Genomic DNA, 20,456 nt, shown 5'->3' with positions numbered 1-20,456 from the left:
AATACGAAAGAATGCGAACGGGAGGAGCGCAGCATTGGCGGGCGCGGATCAGACACGAGTGGCGGCAGGACCGGCGCCGGAGGCGGAACCGCCGCGGGCGCCGCAGGGCCCGTTGCACGGGCTGAAGGTCCTCGACCTCTCCCGCGTGCTCGCCGGGCCGTGGGCCTCGCAGGTTCTCGGCGACCTCGGCGCCGAGGTCTGGAAGATCGAGCGGCCGGAGACGGGCGACGACACGCGGCTGTGGGGCCCGCCCTTCGTGCAGGGACCGGACGGGCCCTCGGACGCCGCCTATTATCTCTGCGCCAACCGCAACAAGCGCAGCGTCGCCATCGATTTCGGCACCCCTGAGGGCGCAGCCCTGGTACGGCGGCTGGCCGAGCAAGCAGACATCGTGGTCGAGAACTTCAAGACCGGCGCGCTTTCCCGCTACGGCCTCGACTACGCGTCGCTGTCGGCCGCCAATCCGGGCCTGATCTACTGCTCGGTGACCGGGTTCGGCCAGACCGGGCCCTACGCCTCGCGGGGCGGCTACGACTTCCTGATCCAGGGCATGAGCGGCCTGATGAGCGTCACCGGCCGGCCCGACGACGAGCCCGGCGCCGGTCCGATCAAGGTCGGGCTGCCGGTGAGCGACCTCTTCACCGGCCTCTACGCCGCCATCTCGATCCTCGCCGCGCTCCACCACCGCACCGCGACCGGCGAGGGCCAGCACATCGACTGCGCCCTCCTCGACAGCCAGGTCGCGGTCCTGGTCAACCAGGGAATGAACCACATCGTCGGCGGGCTGACGCCCGGCCGGCTCGGCAACTCGCACCCGAACGTCGTGCCCTACCGCGAGTTCCAGACGGCGGATGGCTACGTGCTCGTCGCCTGCGGCAATGACGGGCAGTTCCGCAGCCTGTGCGGGCTCCTGAACCTCCCCGTGCTCGCCGCCGACCCGCGCTTTCGCGACAATGTCGGCCGCCTGCGCGACCGCAAGGAGCTCGAGGCGAGCTTGAGCGCGGCGATCCGGCAATGGACCTCCGCCGACTTCTTCGCCGCCATGGAGGCGGCCGGGGTGCCGGGCGGGCCGATCAACCGCATCGACCAGATCCTCGCCGATCCGCAGATCGCGGCCCGCGGCCTGCTCAAGCGGATGGAGCGGACGGACGGCACACCCGTCACGGTGATCGGCTATCCGAGCCAGCTGTCGCGCACGCCCGCCACCTACCGGATCGCCCCGCAGACCCTCGGCGAGGCCACCGCCGACGTCCTGGCCTCGCTCGGGGTCGAGGAGGCGGAGCGGGCCAGCCTGCGGGAGAAGGGGGTCATCCGTGACTGACCCCCTCCCCTGCCGGACCCGGGAAGCCGTCCGCAGCGAGGGAGACGCGGGTTTCCCCCTCTCCCCGCGGGCGGGGAGAGGGGAAATCCTGCGCCTGCCTCGTGTCCCGTCAGCCCTGCGGCCCCGGCAGCACCCGCCTCTCCTGCAGGTGCGCCAGCCACCAGGCGAGCGACGCCTCGGTGTCGATGCACTCGCCGAACCCCGCCTGCCGGATCTTGATCGTGCTGAGCAGCGACGAGGTCGAGTGGGTGCGCGAGAAGGCGAAGTCGGCGAATTGCCACGAGGCGCCGACCAGCCGGTCGAGCGACAGGGGCCGGAGGCCGTGGCGGGCGACAACCGCCTGCCAGGTGGCGGCCCGGCCCGGCATGATGCGGGCGAGCGGCATCGGGTGCGGCAGGCCGACCTCCATGCGGAAGGCCCGCGCGATGGCCGGCCAGAGATTCTCCCAGGTGAAGACGTCGCCGTTGGTGACGTTGAAGATCTGGTTTCCAGCCGCCTCGGCGCGGCCGGCCCAGGCGATCGCGCGGGCCAGCAGACGGGCATCCGTCGCCTCGGTGACGCGGGTGCCGACGCCCGGATAGACCAGCGGCAGGCCGAGCTGCCGGCTGATCGCCGCGTAGGCCCCTGCCGCCGCGATCATGTTCATGGCGCTCCCTTCCGCGAAGCCGAACACCACCTGCGGCCGGAAGATCGTCCAGCTCCATTCCTTCCCGGCCTGCCGGTCCGCCAGGAAGTCCTCCTGCGCCCAGTAGAAGTTCGGATGGATGTGGCGGGGCGCGCTCTCGCGGGCCGGGACCGGGATCTGGCCGAGATGGACCCCGTAGGCCTTGGCGCCCTGGAGCAGGGCGACGTGGCGCAGCCCCGGGTTCTGCGGCTCCACCGCGTCGAGGAGGTTCGTGAGCATCGCCAGGTTGGTGGCGATCTGGTCGTCGTCGAGCCAGCCGCCGGTGAGGTCCGGCTTCTCGAACAGCGCCGCGTAGACCACGTGGGTGAGGTTGCGGACCTCCGAGAGCCGTGCCCGGCACTGGGCGCCGTCTGCCAGATCGACCGCCAGATGCGCCGCACCCGTCGCCGGTTCGGGCGGGCGTCGCGACAGCGCGATCACCTCCCATCCCTCACTCAAGTAATGATCGATCGCCGCACGCCCGACCAGCCCACCGGCGCCGGCAACCAGCACTGTTCCCCTTCGACTCATCGCGTCCTCCGCGTTGCGAACGCGAACATATACATATAGACAGCATCAAAAAACAATGTTAGTACTTGCAAAACGAGCAAGTAACGCCAAAAAATATTTTCTCAGTTCTGGGAGGAACGAACGTGTTATCGAGACGCAGCGTTCTGGCGGGGCTCGCCTCGGCCCCGCTCGTGCCGGCCTTCGCGCGGGCGGCGGATCCGATCAAGGTCGGGCTCATCATCCCGCTCAGCGGCGGCGCCGGCCGGCAGGGGCAGGACGTCACCCATGCGGTCCAGGGCATGGCGGCCCTCATCAACGAGAGCGGCGGCGTGCTCGGCCGGCCGGTCGAGATCCTGGTGCGCGACGACGAGAGCACGCCGGCGATCGGCGTCGCCAAGGCGAACGAACTCGCGGCGGCCGGCGTCGCGGTGGTGCTGGAGGGCTGGAACAGCCCGGTGACCCTGGCGATGCAGTCGGTCCTGGCGCGGGCCGGCATCCTCGACATCACGATGATCTCGAAGGCCGACGCGATCCTGGCGAGCGCCTCGAACCCGCTGGCGATCCGCCTCAACAGCGCCAACGTGCAGGACGCGGCGATCATCGCGCAGTATCTCGGCAGCAAGACGAGACGAGCCCGGATCGTCTTCGTCACCGAGAACGACGCCTACGGCAACGGTGCCCAGCAGGGCATCGAGGCCGAGTTCAAGAAGGCTGGCCTCGACTACACCATCGCCCAGACGCTCAAGTTTCCTTTTCCGCAGACCGACTTCCGGGTCGAGATCACCAGCATCCGGGACGCCAAGCCCGACTACGTCATCAGCATCAACGCCAACGAGGGCGCCGGGCTGCCGGCCTTCCTGCAGCAATACGCGCAAGGCCAAGTCGGCGTGCCGGTGATCTGCACCGTCGGCACGGTCGGTCCAAGCGTGATCGAGACCACCGGCAAGGCCGCCAACGGGCTGCACAGCGCCGACATCTACTTCCCCGAGACCGAGCCGTTCGCGAGCAACCCGGAGAACAAGCGCTTCGTCGCGCAGATGCAGAAGCAGTTCAAGACCGAGCCGGACAAGTTCATGGCGCTCGGCGCCGCCTCGCTCCAGGTCTGGGCCAAGGCCGCGGCCAAGGCCGGCAGCCTCGAGCGCAAGGCGGTCGCAGGCGCGATCCGCGGCCAGGAGATCCCCGGCACGATCTTCGGCACCGTGCGCTTCGAGCCCAACGGCCAGATGCAGCACCGGCACTTCGTGTTCACGGTCAAGGATGGCAAGATTGTCGTCGAGAGCTGACACGAGGCCGGTCCTCGAAGCCCGCGACCTGTCGGTCCGCTTCGGCGGGTTCCAGGCCCTCAAGGACATGTCGTGGTCCGTCTCCGCCGGGCGGATCCTCGGCATCATCGGGCCGAACGGGGCGGGCAAGAGCACCTGCTTCATGGCCGTCACCAACATGGTGTCGCATGGCGGCAGCATCCGGCTCGACGGGGCGGACGTCACGGGCCGGCCGGCCCACGATCTGGCGCGGGCGGGCCTGCGCCGCACCTTCCAGCAGAACGCGTTCTTCGGCGGCATGACGGTGTTGGAGAACATGGCGGCGGCCCTCATGGAGAGCCGCCCGAGCCCGCTCGCGCAATCGGTGTTCCTGCCCTGGATCGAGGCGCGGCGGCGGCGCGCGATCGAGGAGGAGGCGAGAGCCCATCTCCTCGCCTATCACGTGCCCGAGAGCACCCATGGGCGGCTGCCGGGCGAGCTGTCCTACGGCACGCAGCGCATGCTCTCGATCGCGCTCGCCGCCGCCCCCGGCGCCCGCGTCGTGCTCCTCGATGAGCCGGCGGCGGGGTTGGGCGGCCCCGACATGATCGCGCTCAGGGGCGTGCTCGAGCGGATGCGCGACACCGGCCTCGCCGTGGTCCTGATCGAGCATCACATGGACCTCGTGATGGCGATTGCCGACGAGGTCGTCGTCCTCGAACTCGGCCAAGTCATCGCCACGGGCAGGCCCGCCGACATCCAGGCCGATCCGCGCGTCCTCGAAGCCTATCTCGGGAGGGCGGCGTGAGCGCGAGGCTCGAGATCGGCGGCCTGCGGGTCGCCTACGGCCAGGCCGAGGGCGTCGCGGTCGACCGCCTCGTCGTCGAGCCCGGCACGCTCGCCGGGGTGATCGGCGCCAACGGGGCCGGCAAGTCGACGCTGATCAACGCGGTCGCCAACTGGTCGCGGGCCGAGCCCCGGATCAGCGGCTCCGTCCGGCTCGACGGCGAGGAGCTGACCGGGCTCTCCGCCGACCAGCACGTGCGCCGCGGCGTCCAGCTCGTGCCCGAGGGGCGCGGCGTGTTCATGGGCCTCTCGGTCGAGGAGAACCTGAAGGCGGTGGCCCGCCCGAGCGGCGGCCACGGCGGACGCTCCTATGCGGTCGAGGATGTCTACGCCCTTTTCCCGCGCCTGCGCGAGCGCCGGACGAACCTCGCCGGCTCGCTCTCAGGCGGCGAGCGCCAGATGCTCGCGGTCGGCCGGGCGCTGCGCATGGCGCCGAAGCTCCTGCTCCTCGACGAGCCCTCGATCGGGCTCGCACCCCGGCTGGTCTCGACGCTGCTCGCCACCATCCGCGAGCTGGTCGAGGGCGGGCTGACGGTGCTGCTCGTCGAGCAGAACGTCCACGCGGCGGCCGAGGTCACCGACGTGCTGCATCTCCTCGAGCGCGGCCGCGTGGTGGCCACCGGCACGGTGGCCGAGATGCGGAACGACCCGCGCATCGTCGAGGCCTATCTCGGAGCGAGTCACGGATGAACGTCGCCCAGCAACTCGTCAACGGCGTCATCATCGGCCACGCCTACGCGCTCGTCGCGGTCGGCTGGACGCTGCTCCTCGGCGCCGCACGGCTCGTGAACTTCGGTCACGGCCAGATGTACATGATCGGCGCCTTCGTGGCCTGGTGGGTCATGGCGGCGACCGGCCTGCCCTATCCGGTCGCGGTCGTGGCCGCGGTCCTGCTCGGCGCCGTCCTCGGCGCGGTGATGCAGCGCCTGTTCCTGCGGCTCACGCTCTCGCAGGACCTGGTGAGCCTGATGATCGTCACCCTCGGCTTCGGCCAGGCGCTCGAGGGCGCGGCCGGCCTCGCCTTCGGGCCCAAGCCCCAGACCCTGGCGAGCCCGTTCCAGGAGATGAGCGTCCATCTCGGCCCGGTCTGGTTCACCGTGCAGGACGCGATCCTGGTCAGCGCGACGATCCTGGTCTTTGCCGGCCTCTACCTCGCCCTGCACCGGAGCTGGCTCGGCGCCGCGGTCCGGATGGTGGCCGAAGACCCGCGGCTGACGACGCTCGGGGGCTTGCGGGTCTCGCGCATCTACATGGGCATCTTCGCCTTCGAGGGCGCGGCGGTCGCCTTCGCGGCGGCCCTCGTCGCGCCGCGCACGCCGATCCTCACCTCGATGGGCTTCGACCAGGTGGTGATGACCTTCGTGGTGGTGGTGCTCGGCGGCATCGGCAGCGTGCTCGGCAGCTACGTCGCCGGGCTCGGCATCGGCCTCTTCACCGCGCTCTTCGGCGCCCTCGTCTCGCCGGCCTACACGACGGCGGCGGTCTTCGCCCTGCTCATCGCAGCGATGGTGCTGCGGCCCGGCGCGCTGTCGGCCTCGGGGAGCTTCGCCCGATGACCCATTCCCTCGCCCGCCTCGCCCTCGCGGCCTTCCTCGCCGCCTTGGGCTTCCTCCTCCCGACGCTGCTCGGCGGCTCGACGCTCGTCTACGACACCCTTGTGGCGATCGCGATCTTCGCGGCGATGTCCTACGGCCTCGACGTGATCCTGTCGGATCTCGGCGAGATCAGCCTCGTCCACACCGCCTTCTTCGCCACCGGCGCCTACGCGGCGGCGATCCTTACCGTCACCTACGGGTTCGGGGCCTGGACGGCGCTCGCCGGCGCGGTGCTGGCGGCCCTCCTGCTCGCCCTGGTGCTCGGGGTGATCACCCTGCGCACGCGGGAATTCGCCTTCTCGCTCGTCACCTACGCGGCGGCGGTGGTGTGCATGAACGTGGCGTCGAACTGGGACTTCCTCGGCGGCTCCGACGGCATCGTGGGCATCCCACCCCTCGACCTGTCGATCGGGCCGATCGAGCTGACGGCCGGGCGCAGCGCCGAGTTCTGGCCCTTCGCCTACCTCCTGCTGCTGCTCACCCTCTACGTCGTCCATCGCTTCCGGCGCTCGCGCCTCGGTCAGGCGGCGCTCATGGTCCACATGAACCCGCGGCTGGCCACGATGTGCGGCCTCGACGGCAACCGCATCCGGCTGCAGGTCTTCCTGCTCTCGGCGGTGATCAGCGCCGCGGCCGGCTGGCTCTACGCGTTCCAGCGCGCCTATGTCGGCACCGACCTGTTCGAGACCTACTTCCTGGTCCTGATGCTGACCGGGGTGATCCTCGCCGGGCGACGCATCCTGCTCGGGCCGCTCCTCGGCACGGCTCTGCTCCTCTCCCAGAAGAGCTTCGCGTCGCTCGGCGCCTACGGCGACAAGCTCGTCCTCGGGGTGGTCCTCGTCGCCGTGCTCTGCCTCTGCCCGCGGGGCCTGGCGAGCCTGTGGCCCAAGGTCCGCGGGTTCACGCGCCGGCCCGCCCAATCTCAATCCCAATCCCCAGCCGCGGCCGACGCTGCGCCGACCGAGATCCCAGCTGCGAGCACCCGCCATGCGTGACGCCACCGACGCACCTCTCGGACCGGAGGCCCAGTTCAAGGCCTTCCTCGCCGAGGGACGGTTCATGATCCAGAGGAGCCGGTCGACGGGCCGCCACGTCTTCTACCCGCGGGGCGCCGTCCCGGGGACCGGCGAGACCGACCTCGACTGGGTCCCCGCCTCGGGCGAGGGCACGGTCTACAGCATCACGGTCAACCGCACCCGCGAGGGCGCCTACAACCTCGCGCTCGTCGACCTCGCCGAGGGGCCGCGGATGCTGTCGCGGATCGAGGGGGTCGAGACGGCGCCGATCGGCACCCGCGTGACGGCCCGCATCACCGTGATCGACAGTGCGCCTGCGATCGTCTTCGCCGTCGCCAGCCAGGGTCCCGTTTAACATGGCTCATCCCCTTCGCGGCCGCGCGGCGGTCGTCGGCATCGGCACGGCGGGCCTCGGCGAGGCGCCCGGCCGCAGTTCCATCGAGCTCCTCGGCGAGGCCGCCCTCGCGGCGCTCGCGGATGCGGGCCTGCGCCTCGAGGAGGTCGATGGCATCTTCGCGGCCACCGGGGTACACGGGCTCCCGGCGCTCTCGGCGGCGGAATATCTCGGAATCCGGCCGCGGGTGATCGAGGGCACCAATGTCGGCGGCTCCTCCTTCGAGATCCACCTGCTCCAGGCGGCGCTCGCCTTGGACGCGGGCCTCTGCGACGCCGCGCTGATCGCTTACGGCTCGAACCAGCGCACGGCGGGCGGGCGCCTCGTCTCGATGAGCGAGCCGCAATGGCACGAGGCGCCCTACCGGCCGCGCCACCCGATCACCGGCTACGCGATGGCGGCGGCCCGGCACATGCACCAGTACGGCACGACGCGCGAGCAGCTCGCCGCCGTTGCCGTCGCGGCCCGGGCATGGGCGAACCGCAACCCCGCCGCCTTCGCCCGCGGGCCGCTCACCGTGGAGGACGTGCTGGCAAGCCGCATCGTCAGCGATCCGCTGAGCGTGCTCGATTGCTGCCTGGTCACCGACGGGGCCGCCGCCTGCGTGATGGTCCGGTCCGAGCGCGCCCGGGACCTGCGGCGGGCGCCGGCCTACCTGCTCGGGGCAGGCATGGCGGCCTCGCACCGGTCCTTCGCACAGATGCCGGACCTCACGGTGACGGCCACGCGCGAGAGCGGGCCGCGCGCCTTCGCGATGGCGGGCGCGAGCCCCCGGGAGATCGACCTCCTGATGCTCTACGACGCCTTCACCATCACCACGATCCTCTTCCTGGAGGACCTCGGCTACTGCCCGAAGGGCGAGGGCGGGCGCTTCGTCGAGGGCGGCGCCATCGCGCCCGGCGGGTCGCTCGCCGTCAACACCAATGGCGGCGGGCTCTCCTGCGTGCATCCCGGGATGTACGGGCTGTTCCTCGTCGTCGAGGCGGTGACCCAGCTCCGCGGCGAGGCCGGCGAGCGGCAGGTGCCGACGCAGCTCGCCCTCTGCCATGGCAACGGCGGCACGTTCTCCAGCCAGGCCACCGCGATCCTCGGCAGCCGAGACACCCTCTGACGGGACGCTCCGACATGGCCTTCACCACCGATTCCCTGATGAGCCACCGCATCCCGGAGGTGCGCCAGTGCCTCACGAAGCGCGACAGCGTGCTCTACGCGCTCTCCGTCGGGTTCGGTCAGGACCCGCTCGACACCCGCCAACTCGACTTCGTCGACGGCCACCGGCCGCTCAAGGCGGTACCCACCATGTCGGTGGTGCTCGCTCATCCGGGCTTCTGGATGGCCGATCCGGCGACCGGCATCGACGCGGTCCGGGTGGTCCACGGCGAGCAGCGCATCGCCCTGCACCGGCCGCTCCCGGTCGAGGGCGAGGTGATCGGGACGACCCGCATCACCGGGCTTGTCGACAAGGGCGAGGGACGGGGTGCCCTGATGTACTCGGAGAAGGAGGTGCGGGACGCCGAGACCGGCACTCTCCTGGCGACGACGAAGAGCACCACCTTCCTGCGCGGCAACGGCGGCTTCGGCGGTCCCTCCGGCCCGGTGGCGGAGCCGCACCGCCTGCCCGAGACCCCGCCCGACGTCGTGGTCGAGATGCCGACCCGCCCCGAGCAGGCGCTGTACTACCGCCTGAACGGCGACGACAACCCGCTCCACGCCGATCCCGCAGTGGCGGCGAGGGCCGGCTTCCCGCGCCCCATCCTGCACGGGCTCTGCACGCTCGGCGTCGTCGGCCACGCCCTCCTCCGGACGCTCGGGGACTACGAGCCCGCCCGCTTGCGCGAGCTCGCCATGCGCTTCTCCGCGCCGGTCTATCCGGGAGAGACCATCCGGGTGGAGATCTGGCGCGACGGCTCGTTCCGGGCACTCGTCCCTGAGCGCGACGTGGTGGCGATCAACAACGGGCGCGCCGTGTTCGCGGGTCCCGGCGACGGAGTGGCGCGATGAGAGGGACGACCCTATCCGACGAGGCCGCGCTGCTGGATCGCCGCGACGGCGCGGTCGCGATCCTGACGCTCAACGAGCCGGGAAAGCGCAACGCGCTGACACCGGCGATCCGGGTCGCGCTCGCCGAGGCGATCGATCGCATCGAGCGCGACCCCGCCATCCGCGCGGTCGTGATCACCGGCGGGCCGCAGGTCTTCAGTGCCGGCGGCGACCTCACGGCGATGCAGGCCGACGGGCTCGCCGGCGGGCGCGACCGGTTCCGGCTGCTGCACGGCATCGTCCGGGCGATCGTGAAGTCGAGCAAGCCCTACCTCGCGGCGGTGGAGGGCTGGGCCGCCGGCGCCGGCTTCAGCTTCGCGCTCCTGTGCGACACGATCGTCGCGGCTGAGGGCGCGCGCTTCGTCGCCTCGTTCCCGAAGGTCGGGCTCGTGGCCGATGCCGGCCTGCTCCACACCCTGCCGGCCCGGGTCGGCCAGGGCCGCGCCCGCCAGATCCTGCTCCAGGCGAGCCCGATCGGCGCCCGGGACGGCCTCGGGATCGGCCTCGTCGACGAGGTCGTGCCGGACGGCAGCACGCTGGACCGGGCGATCGCGCTCGCCCGGGCCTTCGAGGGGCTGGCCCCGCTCTCGACCGCGATGACCAAGGAGTGGCTGGCGCGCGGCATCGACGAGGTCCTCGACTGGGAGCGCAGCGCGCAGGCCGCCCTGTTCCAGACCGCCGACCACCACGAGGGCAAGACCGCCTTCCTCGAGAAGCGCCGGCCCGCCTTCCAGGGACGCTGACATGATGGAAGCCCACACGGATCTCCAGGCGGACGATGCCGGCGCGATGCTGCGCGAGACCGCCGACCGCCTGCTCGCCGACCGCCTCACCCCGCAGGCCCGGGCCCGGTCGGCCGCGGGCGAGTGGCCCGACGAACTGTGGGCGGCCCTCGACGAGGTCGGCCTGCCGGCCGCGATCCTGCCGGAGGAGGCCGGCGGGTTCGGGGTGCCGGTCGCCGACGCCCTATCGCTCCTGACGGTCGCAGGCAGCCATGCCCTGCAGCTGCCGCTGGCCGACACGATGCTGGCCGGCCTCGTCCTGGCCCGCGCCGGCATCGAGGTTCCGGCCGGGCCGCTCGCCGTCGCCCAAGGCTGCGAGGCGAGGCTCGACCCGGCCGGCCGCGCGACCGGCCACGCCTGGGGCGTGCCGTGGGGCCGGCACGCCCGGGCGGTCGTGGTCCTGGCGGACGGCCCCGGCGGGCCGGTCCTCGTCGCGCTGCCGCAGGCCGCGCTCACGGTCGAGCCCGGCGCCGACATCGCCGGCGATCCGAGCGACACGGTGCGCTTCGAGGCCGTCGCCGCGCCGAGCGCCCCGGCGCCGCCCAGCGCGGCCTGCTTACGAGCGGCGGGCGCCGCGACCCGCGCCCTGATGATCGCTGGCGCGCTCGGTGCCGTCAGCACCATGACGGCGGGCTACGCCCGGGAGCGGCGGCAGTTCGGCCGCGCCATCGGCCAGTTCCAGGCCGTGCAGCAGAACCTCGCCGTGCTCGCCGGCCAGGCGGCCTCGGCGGCGGCCGCCGCCGGCCTCGCGGCGGAGGCGGTGGCGGCCTGGGGGCCGGGGCTGCTGCCGGCGGTCGCCGCCGCCAAGGTCCGCACCGGCGAGGCGGCGGGTCAGGCTGCTGCCATCGCCCATCAGGTCCACGGCGCGATCGGCTTCACCCAGGAGCACCGGCTGCACCACTACACGCGCCGGCTCTGGGCCTGGCGCGACGCGTTCGGACGCGAGGCCGAGTGGGCGCAGGTGCTCGGCCGCCACCTGATCGCCGCCGGGCCCGACGGGCTGTGGCCCGCGATCACGGCCGCCTGAGGGATCGTTCTCATGTCGCAATTCACCTTCCCGTCGCCGCCCCCCTCCCCCGAGGCGGAAGTCCTCCGGACCGAGATCCGGGCCTTCCTGGCGACCGAGCTGAAGGACCGCGCGCCGATCGACCGGGCCCAGAGCTGGAACGGCCTCGATCCCGCCTTCTCGCGCCGGCTCGGAGAGCAGGGCTGGCTCGGGCTGACCTGGCCGAAGGCCTATGGCGGGCAGGAGCGCTCGGCGCTCGAGCGCTACGTGCTGCTCGAAGAGTTGCTCGCCGCCGGTGCGCCGGTCGGCGCGCACTGGATCGCCGAGCGCCAGAGCGGCCCGAGCCTCCTGCGCTTCGGCACCGAGGCGCAGAAGGCCGCGATCCTGCCCCGGATCGCCGCCGGCGAGTGCTTCTTCTGCATCGGCATGAGCGAGCCCGATTCCGGCTCCGACCTCGCCTCGGTCCGCACCAAGGCGGTGCGGGAGGGCGACGGCTGGCGGGTCAACGGCACCAAGCTGTGGACCACCAACGCCACGCACTGCCACTACATGATCCTGTTCTGCCGCACCGCGCCGCTCGACCGCGAGCACCGGCACGCCGGCACGAGCCAGTTCGTGGTCGACCTGAGCCTGCCGGGCATCACCATCCGGCCGATCCGCAACCTCGTCGGCGAGCACCATTTCAACGAGGTGGTGTTCGAGGACGTGCTGCTGCCGGAGGACGCGCTGCTCGGGCGCGAGGGCGAGGGCTGGGCCCAGGTCACCGGCGAGCTCGCCTACGAGCGCAGCGGGCCGGAGCGCTTCCTGTCGTCGTTCTGGCTCCTCGTCGAGCTGGTGCGGGCGCTGCAGCCCGTGGCGGACGCGCGGACCGAGATCGCCCTCGGCCGGTTGGGGGCGCAGCTCATCACGCTCCGAAGAATGTCGCGCTCGGTCGCGGGCCTGCTCCAGGCCGGGGCCGATCCGGCGCTCGAGGCCGCGATGGTCAAGGATCTCGGTGCGCTCGTCGAGCAGGAGATCCCCGAGATCGCCCGCGACCTCGTCGCCGAGGGTCCGCCGACGCCGCAGAGCCGGACCTTCGCGGAGGTCCTGGCCTACACCACGTTGCACGCGCCGTCCTTCTCGCTGCGCGGCGGCACGCGCGAGATCCTGCGCGGCATCATCGCCCGCGGCCTCGGGCTGAGATAATCGGAGAAAGCCATGACCGACGCGGTGCTCTACGAGCAGGATGGCGGCATCGTCACCCTGACGCTCAACCGGCCGGAGAAGCGCAACCCGATCTCCGAGCGCGACGTGGTCGACGGCCTCGTCGCAGCGCTCAGGCAGATCGGCGCCGATCCTTCCGTGCGGGTGGCGATCCTGACGGGGGCCGGCAGCGCCTTCTCGTCCGGCGGCGACCTGCGGGCGATGCAGGACGCGCTGGAGGAGCGCGCCCAGGATCCCAGTGCCACGATCGCCTACTACACCGACGGCATCCAGCGCATCCCGCTCGCCTTCGAGGCCCTCGACGTGCCGGTGATCGCCGCCGTCAACGGCCCGGCGATCGGCGCCGGTACGGACCTGGCCTGCATGTGCGACCTGCGCATCGCCGCGGACACGGCGCGCTTCGCCGAGAGCTTCGTCAAGATCGGCATCATCCCGGGCGACGGGGGCGCCTGGCTCCTGCCGCGGATCGTCGGCTGGTCGAAGGCCTGCGAGATGGCACTCACCGGCGACGCGATCTCGGCCGAGGAGGCGCTTGCCTGCGGGCTCGTCTCGCAGGTGGTGCCGGCGAGCGAGCTGACGGCGGCGAGCCGGCGGCTCGCCGAGCGCATCGCCGTCAACCCGCCCCAGGCAGTCCGGGCGACGAAGCGCCTGCTGCGCGAAGGCCGCTTCGCCAGCTTGCCGACGCTGCTCCAGCTCTCGGCCACGGCGCAAGCCATCGCGCACACCACCGCGGAGCACCGGGAGGCGCTCGCCCGCGCGCTGGCACGGGCGTCGAAGGGCTAGAGCATCGTTCAGTCACACTGCTCGCCTCCTTTCCCGGATGGCTGGAGCGAGAGCGGAAGAAGATTCGGGATCCAGGGGAGACGTGCCGCGAAGCGGCTCAGTCTGCTACACCGTTGCAGACACAAGGCCGCTTCGCGCCTTCTTGTGCTGGATCCCGGATCTCCCTCCGCGTCGTTCCAGTCGCCCGGGAAAGGGCGTGGCCCACGAGAAAACGTCAGTTCGTGAAGCGCACCTGCATCGGCGTGCGGTGGATCGTGGTAGCAGCGAGATCGACTTGCGCCGACAGCCCAACACAGAATCGTCCGCGTCCGCTCTGCTCTGTCATGACTGGTTTCCGGGCTCCGCTTCATCCCCCGGGAGCAGACTGTTGATCATCGATTCCATCGCCTCACGCCGGTCAAATCAAGCCGGACACCCCGACCAGTGTCACAAAGAAAAGGCATCGACGATGACTACCAGAAACCCCATGTCCCTCGCAGGCCGTACGGTGCTCGTCACTGGAGCCGGCCAGGGCATCGGCCTCGGTGTCGCGACGCTCGCGGCGGAATTGGGCGCGAACGTCGTCCTGGCTGACATGAACGCCGCCGGACTGGAGGCGGCCAGCGCCGCCTTCTCCCCGGAGCGCGTCCTCACCGGGGCGGGCGACGTCGCGGATCCGGACTTCGTGGAGGATCTGGTCGCGCAGGCGTCGTCGCGCTTCGGCGTGGTCGACGGGCTGGTGAACACCGCCGGCATCACGCGCCCAGCGATGATCGACAAGATGACGCTCGCGCAGTGGGACCAGGTGCTGCGGGTCCACCTCACCGGCGCGTTCCTGTGCATGCAGGCCGTCGGACGCCGCCTGATCGCCCGGCACAAGGCCGGCGAGCCCGTGCCGGCAGCGATCGTCAACGTGTCGTCGGATGCCGGGCGCCAGGGGACGATCGGCCAGATCAACTACAGCGCCGCGAAGGCCGGCATCCTCGGCGCCACGATGAGCGCGGCCCGGGAATGGGCCCGCTACGGGATCCGCACGAATACGGTGTCGTTCGGCGTCGTCGAGACGCCGATGACCGAGGTCGTCCGCAGCGAGAAGTTCCGCGACACCTACCTGGCCAAGATCCCGCTCGGCCGCTGGAGCACGCCCGAGGAGGTCTCGCCGCCGGTCTGCTTCCTTCTGTCCGAGGCCGCCTCCTTCATCACCGGCCAGTCGCTGTCGGTGAACGGCGGCAGCGAGATGAACGCCTAACGAAGACCGCCTCCGCCGCGGGAGGGCCGTGGCAGAGACGAAGACCATCACAACAAGACCCGGGGAGGACCATCATGAAACGAGTCGTCGATCTCGCGCTGCTGCTCGGGTTTCTGAGTGCGGCAGCGGCGGAGGCGCAGGTGGCTCGGACTCGGCGGGGCGAAGACGTCCGACCGGGCCTTGCGCGGTAGACTGCATCAGCGTGTTCCTGGAAGAGCGGCTCGTCCGCGAGGCGCCTGCCGGTCGAGACAACGACGTACGCGATGGCGAGCAGGATCTTGCGCATGACGCCGATGATGGAGCCGTCGAGATCCTCCGGCTCGACGTCGACCGGCACGACGATCGCGTTGCGTCCATTCTCAGCACGGAGTTTCGTGATCCCGTGAGATGCCTTCACGTGAGATGCCTTCACTTGAGCGATCGGGCGACCGTCGATGAAGGAGGCACGGGTTGCGCCGCCGTCGGTGTCGGGCATGGTGTCTCCCCGGTGGCCGGGATCGGGCTGCCGTCATCCCTCATCGGTCGAGGAAGGGGCCGAGCTGCGCCAGCACCTCGTCGGGCGCGTCCTCCGGTTGCAGGTGGCCGCCCGGTATCCCGCGGCCATCGACGTCGTCGGCCCAGCGGCGCCAGATCTCGACCGGGGAGGGACGCCCAGGGATGGCCTCGGCTTCGGGCCAGAGCACCCGCACCGGGCAGGACAGCCGGTGTCCTGCGGCCCGGTCCGCCGCGTCGAGCGCGAGATCCTCATCAAGGGCCGCCCGGTAATCCTCGCAGATCATGTGCCGCACGACAGGATCGCGAAAAGCGCTCCGATAGGCCTCGCGGGCGGGCGCCTCGATGATGTCGCGCCCGCCCGTCATCCGGTCCAGGGCGCGATCGAGGAAGGCGTCCGGATCAGCCGCGAGCAGGCGCTCGGGCAGATCCGCCTCCTGGGCGAACAGGAACCAGTGGAAGTGCCGCGCGGCGAAGCGATGGTCGACGCCCGCCAGAGCATCGAGCGTCGGCACGACCGTGAGGGACGCGAAGGCGGTGACGTGGTGCGGATGGTCGAGGGCGAGGCGGTAGCCGACCCGCGCGCCTCGGTCGTGACCGACGAGGCCGAAGCGATCGTGGCCGAGGCTCCGCATCAGCGCCACGAGCGCATCCCCGACCCGCCGCTTGGTCCAGCGCCGGGCGGAGCCGAGTGGCCGGCTGGCGCCGTAGCCCGGCAGGTCCGGGATGACGACCGTGTGGCGGGACGCCAGGGCCGGGGCGACCTTGCGCCAAGCGACATGGGTCTGCGGATAGCCGTGGAGCAGCAGCACCGGCGGCCCGTGACCGCCGATCGCACCGGCGAAGCGAACCTCGCCGGCCTCGACGTCGAGGTGGCGGAACTCGGGGAAGAAGGCGGGGGAGGTGTCGGGAGACGCACGCATCGGGGAGAGATCCTGCTCGAGAGCGCAACCGGGACCGGGTCCGCGGGACGGTGAGAGCTGCGGCACCGCCATCGGTCGGAGAGGTGCCGTTCGGCCGCCCGCGCTCAGCCGGCCGCGAAGGCGGCGAGCTCGCGGTTGAAGCGTTCCGAGCGCTCGTAGAAGGGAGCGTGAGCGGCGCCCTCGTACACGGAGAGGCGGGCGGCTGGGTTGAGGGCGAGCAGGCGGGTCGACATCTCGCGACGCACGTGCCGGTCCTCGTCGCCCCAGGTCGCCAACAGGCGCGGCACCGCGGCCCAAGCCTCGTCCAATCCCTCGTGGCCGATGCGTCCCACGGCCTGATGCATCTCGCGCGGCACCATGGCGTTGAAGGCCAGCATGCGACGAAACTCGGCTTCGGGCGGAGGAACGGCGAAGCAGGCCGACAGGAAGCTGGCGATGGCGTCGCTGCGCGTTGCCAGGTCGGGCGACGCGAGCAGATCGCGGTGCGCGAGGGCCGCGACGCCGAGAAGCTCGGGCACCAGCTTCGTGACCGCCCCGACGACGTTGACCGCCGCGACGCGGTCGTGGCCATAGCGCTGCAGGTAGTGGCCGGCGATGAGCGCGCCGAGGGACCAGCCGACCACGGTCGGGCGGCGCAGCCCGGCGGCCTCGATCACGGCGTGGAGATCGGCGGCCCAGAGCGCGGCATCCTCATAGGCGGCGACGCTGGCCGGCTTCGACGAGTTCCCGTGCCCGCGCAGATCATAGGCCACGAGGTGACAGGTCTCGGCCAGGAGCCCTTCGGTCTGCCGCGACCAGCTGAGACAGCTCTGGCCGAGCCCGTGGACCAGGACGATCTCCGGACCGGAATGATTGCCGTGACGCTCCGCCACGAGCTCGAGCCCGTCGACGGTACGGACGCCGAAGCGCTCGCCGTTGGGTGCAGGGACCATCGTCGCCTCTTGTTTGTAGTGATCGCTAAACGATATCCGCTTGTGCGGACCGGTCAAGGGGACTTTAGTGATCGCTATGGATAAAAAGGTCCGCGACGGGCGAAGGGGCCCGCGCAGCTTCGACCGGGACGGCGCCGTCGAGACGGCGATGCGCCTGTTCTGGCGGCACGGTTACGAGGGCGTTTCGGTCGCGGACCTGACCGCCGCGATCGGGATCGCGCCGCCGAGCCTCTACGCCGCCTTCGGCAGCAAGGCCGGGCTCTTCCGCGAGGCGCTCGACCGCTACGCGCTGCGCCCGGGCGCCCTCGACGGCCTCGGCGAGGCGAAGACCCTGGAGGAGGCGGTCGGCGGGCTCCTGCGGGCGGCCGTGCGGGCGATCAGCGATCCGGATGGCGAGCGCGGCTGCATGATCTCGTCCGGCCTGGTCCAGTGTGCGGCCGAGCACGGCGACCTGGCGCGCGATCTCCTGGCTCGGCGGCGCGCGATGCGGGATGCCATCGACCGAAGCCTAGCCCGCTGGCTCACCCCGCCGGAGGCGAGCGCGATGGCGGACTACCTCGCCGCCGTGCTGCAGGGCCTCGCGGTGCAGGCCCGCGACGGCACCGACCGCGCCGCGCTCGAGGGCATTGTCGCGCAGGTCATGGCCGGGATCGGGGTGCGTCGTCCACGGGGTGGTACGGCCGGTCACGGCCCGCACGGGCGGAAGGGCTCGCGCAGCAGCCATCCCTCCGCGCAGGACTGAGGCCGACCTCCCCGACACCGTCCCTAAGGGCAGGCCACCGTCGTCGAAGGCCCCCTCCCCTTCGAGGATCAGCGGGTCGAGCCGACCGCGACCGGCCCGGTGGCGGCCAGCGCGTGACCGGTCGTGCGCGCCTTGGTGGCCGCCGCGACGGCCGCGAGGCCGATCGGCACGGTCAGCACCAGGAAGATCTGACCGAAGCTCCAGCCTCCGGCGAGGATGAGGCTGCCCACCGTGGCACCGAAGATCGCGCCGAAGCGACCGATGCCGGTCATCACGCTCATCCCGGTGGCCCGCATCTCGGTCGGGTAGAACGCCGCCGCGAGCGCGGTCCAGCCCGTATTCGCCGAGTTGATGCAGAACCCCAGGCCGAACAGCAGGGCCGTCAGGACATGGCCGTCGGCCGGCGCCGCACCGACCAGCAGGGCGAAGAACCCGGCGCCGCACAGCATCCCGACGAGCGTCGCATGGCCCCCGAAACGGTCCATCCCCCATCCGATCGTGAGGTTCCCGAGAGTCCCGCCGACCTGCATCATGGCGCCGATCACGGCCGCCTCCGACAGGCTGAAACCGGCATCCCGGACCATGATGGGCAGCCAGCTGTTGAGCCAGTAGACCGTCAGCAGGTTCATGAACAAGCCGACCCACAGCGCCAGTGTCGGCAGCCGGTTGGGCTGCGCCACGATGAGGGCGACGGCGTTCCGCCGTCGGTCGACCGGCTCGGAGATGACGAAGACAGTCCTCTCGTCCGCCGCGCCGGGCGCGATACGGTTGACGACGGTCATCAGGGCCGCGCGGTGCTCGGGGCGCAGCGCCAGGAACCGGATCGACTCCGGCAGGAACCCGATGCAGGCGACCCCGAGCAGGATCGGGAGGATCCCGCCGACCACGAGGACGGACTGCCAGCCGTAATGGCCGACGAGCGCGGCACTGAGGAATCCGCCGCCGGCGGCGCCGAGCGTGAGGCCGCTGTAGAGGAGCGACACGAACAGGGAGCGCCGCCGCTGCGGGGCGTATTCCGCGACGAGCGTCGCGGCATTCGGTTGCGCCGCACCGAGGCCCAGCCCCGTCAGGAAGCGGAACAGAGCGAGTTCCCAGACACCGGTGCTCAGGGCCGAGACCAGGCTCATCACGCCGAAGACCAGCATGGCGGCGATGATGACGCGTCGTCGCCCGAAGCGGTCGGCCGCGGGGCCGCCGGCGATCGCGCCCAGGGCCATGCCGAGCAGCCCGGCGACGAGAGCCGGTCCCAGGGCCTCGCGCGAGATGCCCCAGGCGTGAGTGAGCGCGGGCGCGATGAAGCCGACGGCCGCGACGTCGAGCCCGTCGAGGACGAGCACGCCGAGACACAGGGCGAAGACCCGCCACTGGAATCGCCCGACGCGACGCTGGTCGACGAAATCCTGAATATCGATGCACGCTGATACCGCCATAACGGATTATCCTCCCAATCTATTATGAGAACCGGCGGATACGACTTGCCGTGATCGTGAGCATGCCGATCGGAGCGCCGGCTCGCGCCTGGGCCACCGGCGCGATGGGCGTCAGGTTGACGGGACGACGCCTTAGGGCACCGGGACCTTGCGGCCCGTCGCGGCCGCCTCCTTGATCGCCAGCGTCACGGCCAGGGAACGGGTCGCGTCTTCACCCGTGACGCGCGGCGAGGCCGCGCCGCTCACGACGTCGAGGAAATGAGCGGCCTGGAGGGCGTAGACGTTGGCGCCGACCCGGCCCGCCTCGCGCACTTCCAGCGGCTGATGCCATCCGGGCTCGCCGCCGAAGCGGAAGCGCCGCAGCCGCGGGAGGGTCAGCGATCCCTCGGTTCCCATGATGAAATGCGTGTCGTCGGTCCCGCGGCCGATCAGTCCGGGACGATCCGCGATCAGGTCGAACTCGCCCGACACGAGGTCGTAGGACCACGGTGAAGCGACGCAGTCGGAGAGCGTGATCGTTCCGAGCGCGCCCGAGGCGAAGCGCAGCAGCACGACCGCAGTGTCCTCGACCGGGAGTTGCCGGACGTTCGACGAGGCGATGGCCTGGACGCTGACGATCTCACCCAGGATGAATCGCAGCTGGTCGATCTCGTGGATCAGGTTGATCAGGATCGGACCGCCGCCCTGCGGCTCGCGGTGCCACGGGATGTCGAAATACGGGTCGGGCTTGCGCGACGCGTACATCACCGTCACGGCCGTGACACGTCCGATCTCGCCTCCGGCCACGTGACGGGCCGCGTCCTGCACGACGGGATTGTAGCGGCGGTGATGACCGACCAGGAGTGGCACACCCGCATCGGCGGCGCGGCGCGTCAGGAGTGCGGCATCGGCGACGTTCGTGGCGATGGGCTTCTCGACGAGAACGGGAATGCCCCGTGCGATGCACGCCGACGCGATCGCCAGGTGATCATCGGTCGGGGCGGCCACCACCACGGCATCCAGCCGCGCGGCGTCGAGCATGCCGTCGAGATCGCCGTAATGCGTGATGCCGAGGCTCCCCGCCGTCGCCGCGGCCCCTGTGCCCGGGTCGGCGGCCGACAGGACGACGGTCGGATCCACGGTGCGCAGAACCCTGGCGTGGGTTCGACCGATCGCGCCGAGGCCGACGATGCCGATGTGAAGCGTGCGTGGCGTCCTCACGTGACGTTTCCTTCTCGATAACGGCGCTACGGCCGCCTTGACGTGGATCGAGGCATAGGCGGGGTGGCGCGGCGCACGTCCTGTCGGCACGTCTCGAAGCCGTCTGGC

Annotated in this window: 20 protein-coding genes; 15 read left to right on the top strand and 5 right to left on the bottom strand. The window is 71.3% G+C overall.

Going from position 1 to position 20,456, the window contains the following annotated elements; all coding sequences use genetic code 11:
- Positions 1-58 precede the first annotated feature (58 nt).
- Complete coding sequence (locus VQ02_RS20575; protein ID WP_048446076.1) at positions 59-1,321, top strand: CaiB/BaiF CoA transferase family protein; 1,263 nt, start codon at positions 59-61, stop codon at positions 1,319-1,321.
- A gap of 109 nt (positions 1,322-1,430) precedes the next feature.
- Here the strand turns inward: VQ02_RS20575 and VQ02_RS20570 are convergent, their stop codons facing one another.
- Positions 1,431-2,516: an SDR family oxidoreductase gene (locus tag VQ02_RS20570; RefSeq protein ID WP_048446075.1), complete on the bottom strand. Its 1,086-nt coding sequence runs from the start codon at positions 2,514-2,516 to the stop codon at positions 1,431-1,433.
- A gap of 122 nt (positions 2,517-2,638) precedes the next feature.
- Here VQ02_RS20570 and VQ02_RS20565 point away from each other — a divergent pair, with 122 nt between their 5' ends.
- The 13 genes from VQ02_RS20565 to VQ02_RS20505 all read left to right on the top strand — a co-directional run bounded on the left by VQ02_RS20565 (position 2,639) and on the right by VQ02_RS20505 (position 14,629).
- Positions 2,639-3,778 (top strand): ABC transporter substrate-binding protein, encoded by a 1,140-nt coding sequence (locus VQ02_RS20565; protein WP_053080473.1) that lies wholly within the window; start codon positions 2,639-2,641, stop codon positions 3,776-3,778.
- Positions 3,753-4,544 carry an ABC transporter ATP-binding protein gene (locus tag VQ02_RS20560; protein WP_048446074.1) on the top strand — a complete coding sequence of 264 codons (792 nt, stop codon included), beginning with the start codon at positions 3,753-3,755 and terminating at the stop codon, positions 4,542-4,544. Before VQ02_RS20565 ends, VQ02_RS20560 begins: the two co-directional genes overlap by 26 nt.
- Positions 4,541-5,272, top strand: coding sequence for an ABC transporter ATP-binding protein (locus tag VQ02_RS20555; RefSeq protein WP_048446073.1), 732 nt, complete (start codon positions 4,541-4,543; stop codon positions 5,270-5,272). The genes VQ02_RS20560 and VQ02_RS20555 overlap by 4 nt, the downstream gene beginning before the upstream one ends.
- Positions 5,269-6,138: a branched-chain amino acid ABC transporter permease gene (locus VQ02_RS20550; RefSeq protein WP_048446072.1), complete on the top strand. Its 870-nt coding sequence runs from the start codon at positions 5,269-5,271 to the stop codon at positions 6,136-6,138. The genes VQ02_RS20555 and VQ02_RS20550 overlap by 4 nt, the downstream gene beginning before the upstream one ends.
- On the top strand, positions 6,135-7,172 hold the full coding sequence (locus VQ02_RS20545; protein WP_063838501.1) for a branched-chain amino acid ABC transporter permease: 1,038 nt from the start codon (positions 6,135-6,137) through the stop codon (positions 7,170-7,172). The genes VQ02_RS20550 and VQ02_RS20545 overlap by 4 nt, the downstream gene beginning before the upstream one ends.
- Positions 7,165-7,548: a Zn-ribbon domain-containing OB-fold protein gene (locus VQ02_RS20540; RefSeq protein WP_048446071.1), complete on the top strand. Its 384-nt coding sequence runs from the start codon at positions 7,165-7,167 to the stop codon at positions 7,546-7,548. The genes VQ02_RS20545 and VQ02_RS20540 overlap by 8 nt, the downstream gene beginning before the upstream one ends.
- Before the next feature lies 1 nt (position 7,549).
- A complete protein-coding gene (locus VQ02_RS20535; protein ID WP_048446070.1) occupies positions 7,550-8,698 on the top strand; it encodes an acetyl-CoA acetyltransferase in 1,149 nt (382 codons plus the stop codon).
- A 14-nt stretch (positions 8,699-8,712) separates the two neighbouring features.
- Positions 8,713-9,588, top strand: coding sequence for a MaoC/PaaZ C-terminal domain-containing protein (locus VQ02_RS20530; protein ID WP_048446069.1), 876 nt, complete (start codon positions 8,713-8,715; stop codon positions 9,586-9,588).
- The gene (locus tag VQ02_RS20525) at positions 9,585-10,370 is read left to right on the top strand and encodes an enoyl-CoA hydratase/isomerase family protein (RefSeq protein ID WP_048446068.1); all 786 of its coding nucleotides are present in this window, start codon (positions 9,585-9,587) and stop codon (positions 10,368-10,370) included. The genes VQ02_RS20530 and VQ02_RS20525 overlap by 4 nt, the downstream gene beginning before the upstream one ends.
- A 1-nt stretch (position 10,371) precedes the next feature.
- Positions 10,372-11,436 (top strand): acyl-CoA dehydrogenase family protein, encoded by a 1,065-nt coding sequence (locus tag VQ02_RS20520; RefSeq protein WP_157080732.1) that lies wholly within the window; start codon positions 10,372-10,374, stop codon positions 11,434-11,436.
- Between the two features lie 12 nt (positions 11,437-11,448).
- The gene (locus VQ02_RS20515) at positions 11,449-12,600 is read left to right on the top strand and encodes an acyl-CoA dehydrogenase family protein (RefSeq protein ID WP_048446067.1); all 1,152 of its coding nucleotides are present in this window, start codon (positions 11,449-11,451) and stop codon (positions 12,598-12,600) included.
- A gap of 12 nt (positions 12,601-12,612) precedes the next feature.
- Positions 12,613-13,401: a crotonase/enoyl-CoA hydratase family protein gene (locus VQ02_RS20510; RefSeq protein ID WP_048446066.1), complete on the top strand. Its 789-nt coding sequence runs from the start codon at positions 12,613-12,615 to the stop codon at positions 13,399-13,401.
- Positions 13,402-13,867: 466 nt separating this feature from the next.
- Positions 13,868-14,629 carry an SDR family NAD(P)-dependent oxidoreductase gene (locus VQ02_RS20505; RefSeq protein WP_245239799.1) on the top strand — a complete coding sequence of 254 codons (762 nt, stop codon included), beginning with the start codon at positions 13,868-13,870 and terminating at the stop codon, positions 14,627-14,629.
- 515 nt (positions 14,630-15,144) lie between these two features.
- On the opposite strand, the gene VQ02_RS20500 is transcribed toward VQ02_RS20505, so the two are convergent.
- Positions 15,145-16,044: an alpha/beta fold hydrolase gene (locus VQ02_RS20500; protein ID WP_048446064.1), complete on the bottom strand. Its 900-nt coding sequence runs from the start codon at positions 16,042-16,044 to the stop codon at positions 15,145-15,147.
- 104 nt (positions 16,045-16,148) lie between these two features.
- Positions 16,149-16,976 (bottom strand): alpha/beta fold hydrolase, encoded by an 828-nt coding sequence (locus VQ02_RS20495; protein ID WP_053080472.1) that lies wholly within the window; start codon positions 16,974-16,976, stop codon positions 16,149-16,151.
- A gap of 70 nt (positions 16,977-17,046) precedes the next feature.
- On the opposite strand from VQ02_RS20495, the gene VQ02_RS20490 reads away from it, so the two are divergent.
- On the top strand, positions 17,047-17,718 hold the full coding sequence (locus VQ02_RS20490; protein ID WP_425339914.1) for a TetR/AcrR family transcriptional regulator: 672 nt from the start codon (positions 17,047-17,049) through the stop codon (positions 17,716-17,718).
- Positions 17,719-17,786: 68 nt separating this feature from the next.
- On the opposite strand, the gene VQ02_RS20485 is transcribed toward VQ02_RS20490, so the two are convergent.
- On the bottom strand, positions 17,787-19,148 hold the full coding sequence (locus tag VQ02_RS20485) for an MFS transporter (RefSeq protein WP_048446063.1): 1,362 nt from the start codon (positions 19,146-19,148) through the stop codon (positions 17,787-17,789).
- A 132-nt stretch (positions 19,149-19,280) separates the two neighbouring features.
- Positions 19,281-20,348 (bottom strand): Gfo/Idh/MocA family protein, encoded by a 1,068-nt coding sequence (locus tag VQ02_RS20480; protein ID WP_048446062.1) that lies wholly within the window; start codon positions 20,346-20,348, stop codon positions 19,281-19,283.
- Positions 20,349-20,456 lie beyond the last annotated feature (108 nt).

The organism is Methylobacterium variabile (genome assembly GCF_001043975.1).
GTDB lineage: Bacteria > Pseudomonadota > Alphaproteobacteria > Rhizobiales > Beijerinckiaceae > Methylobacterium > Methylobacterium variabile.
This window is presented reverse-complemented; position numbering and strand designations above follow the sequence as displayed.

What these genes read in the sequence shown, in the direction of transcription:
- VQ02_RS20570 (WP_048446075.1), bottom strand. Translation starts at nt 2,516, where the DNA reads ATGAGTCGAAGGGGAACAGTGCTGGTTGCCGGCGCCGGTGGGCTGGTC.
- VQ02_RS20560 (WP_048446074.1), top strand. Translation starts at nt 3,753, where the DNA reads ATGGCAAGATTGTCGTCGAGAGCTGACACGAGGCCGGTCCTCGAAGCC.
- VQ02_RS20550 (WP_048446072.1), top strand. Translation starts at nt 5,269, where the DNA reads ATGAACGTCGCCCAGCAACTCGTCAACGGCGTCATCATCGGCCACGCC.
- VQ02_RS20545 (WP_063838501.1), top strand. Translation starts at nt 6,135, where the DNA reads ATGACCCATTCCCTCGCCCGCCTCGCCCTCGCGGCCTTCCTCGCCGCC.
- VQ02_RS20540 (WP_048446071.1), top strand. Translation starts at nt 7,165, where the DNA reads ATGCGTGACGCCACCGACGCACCTCTCGGACCGGAGGCCCAGTTCAAG.
- VQ02_RS20535 (WP_048446070.1), top strand. Translation starts at nt 7,550, where the DNA reads ATGGCTCATCCCCTTCGCGGCCGCGCGGCGGTCGTCGGCATCGGCACG.
- VQ02_RS20530 (WP_048446069.1), top strand. Translation starts at nt 8,713, where the DNA reads ATGGCCTTCACCACCGATTCCCTGATGAGCCACCGCATCCCGGAGGTG.
- VQ02_RS20525 (WP_048446068.1), top strand. Translation starts at nt 9,585, where the DNA reads ATGAGAGGGACGACCCTATCCGACGAGGCCGCGCTGCTGGATCGCCGC.
- VQ02_RS20520 (WP_157080732.1), top strand. Translation starts at nt 10,372, where the DNA reads ATGATGGAAGCCCACACGGATCTCCAGGCGGACGATGCCGGCGCGATG.
- VQ02_RS20515 (WP_048446067.1), top strand. Translation starts at nt 11,449, where the DNA reads ATGTCGCAATTCACCTTCCCGTCGCCGCCCCCCTCCCCCGAGGCGGAA.
- VQ02_RS20510 (WP_048446066.1), top strand. Translation starts at nt 12,613, where the DNA reads ATGACCGACGCGGTGCTCTACGAGCAGGATGGCGGCATCGTCACCCTG.
- VQ02_RS20505 (WP_245239799.1), top strand. Translation starts at nt 13,868, where the DNA reads ATGTCCCTCGCAGGCCGTACGGTGCTCGTCACTGGAGCCGGCCAGGGC.
- VQ02_RS20500 (WP_048446064.1), bottom strand. Translation starts at nt 16,044, where the DNA reads ATGCGTGCGTCTCCCGACACCTCCCCCGCCTTCTTCCCCGAGTTCCGC.
- VQ02_RS20495 (WP_053080472.1), bottom strand. Translation starts at nt 16,976, where the DNA reads ATGGTCCCTGCACCCAACGGCGAGCGCTTCGGCGTCCGTACCGTCGAC.
- VQ02_RS20485 (WP_048446063.1), bottom strand. Translation starts at nt 19,148, where the DNA reads ATGGCGGTATCAGCGTGCATCGATATTCAGGATTTCGTCGACCAGCGT.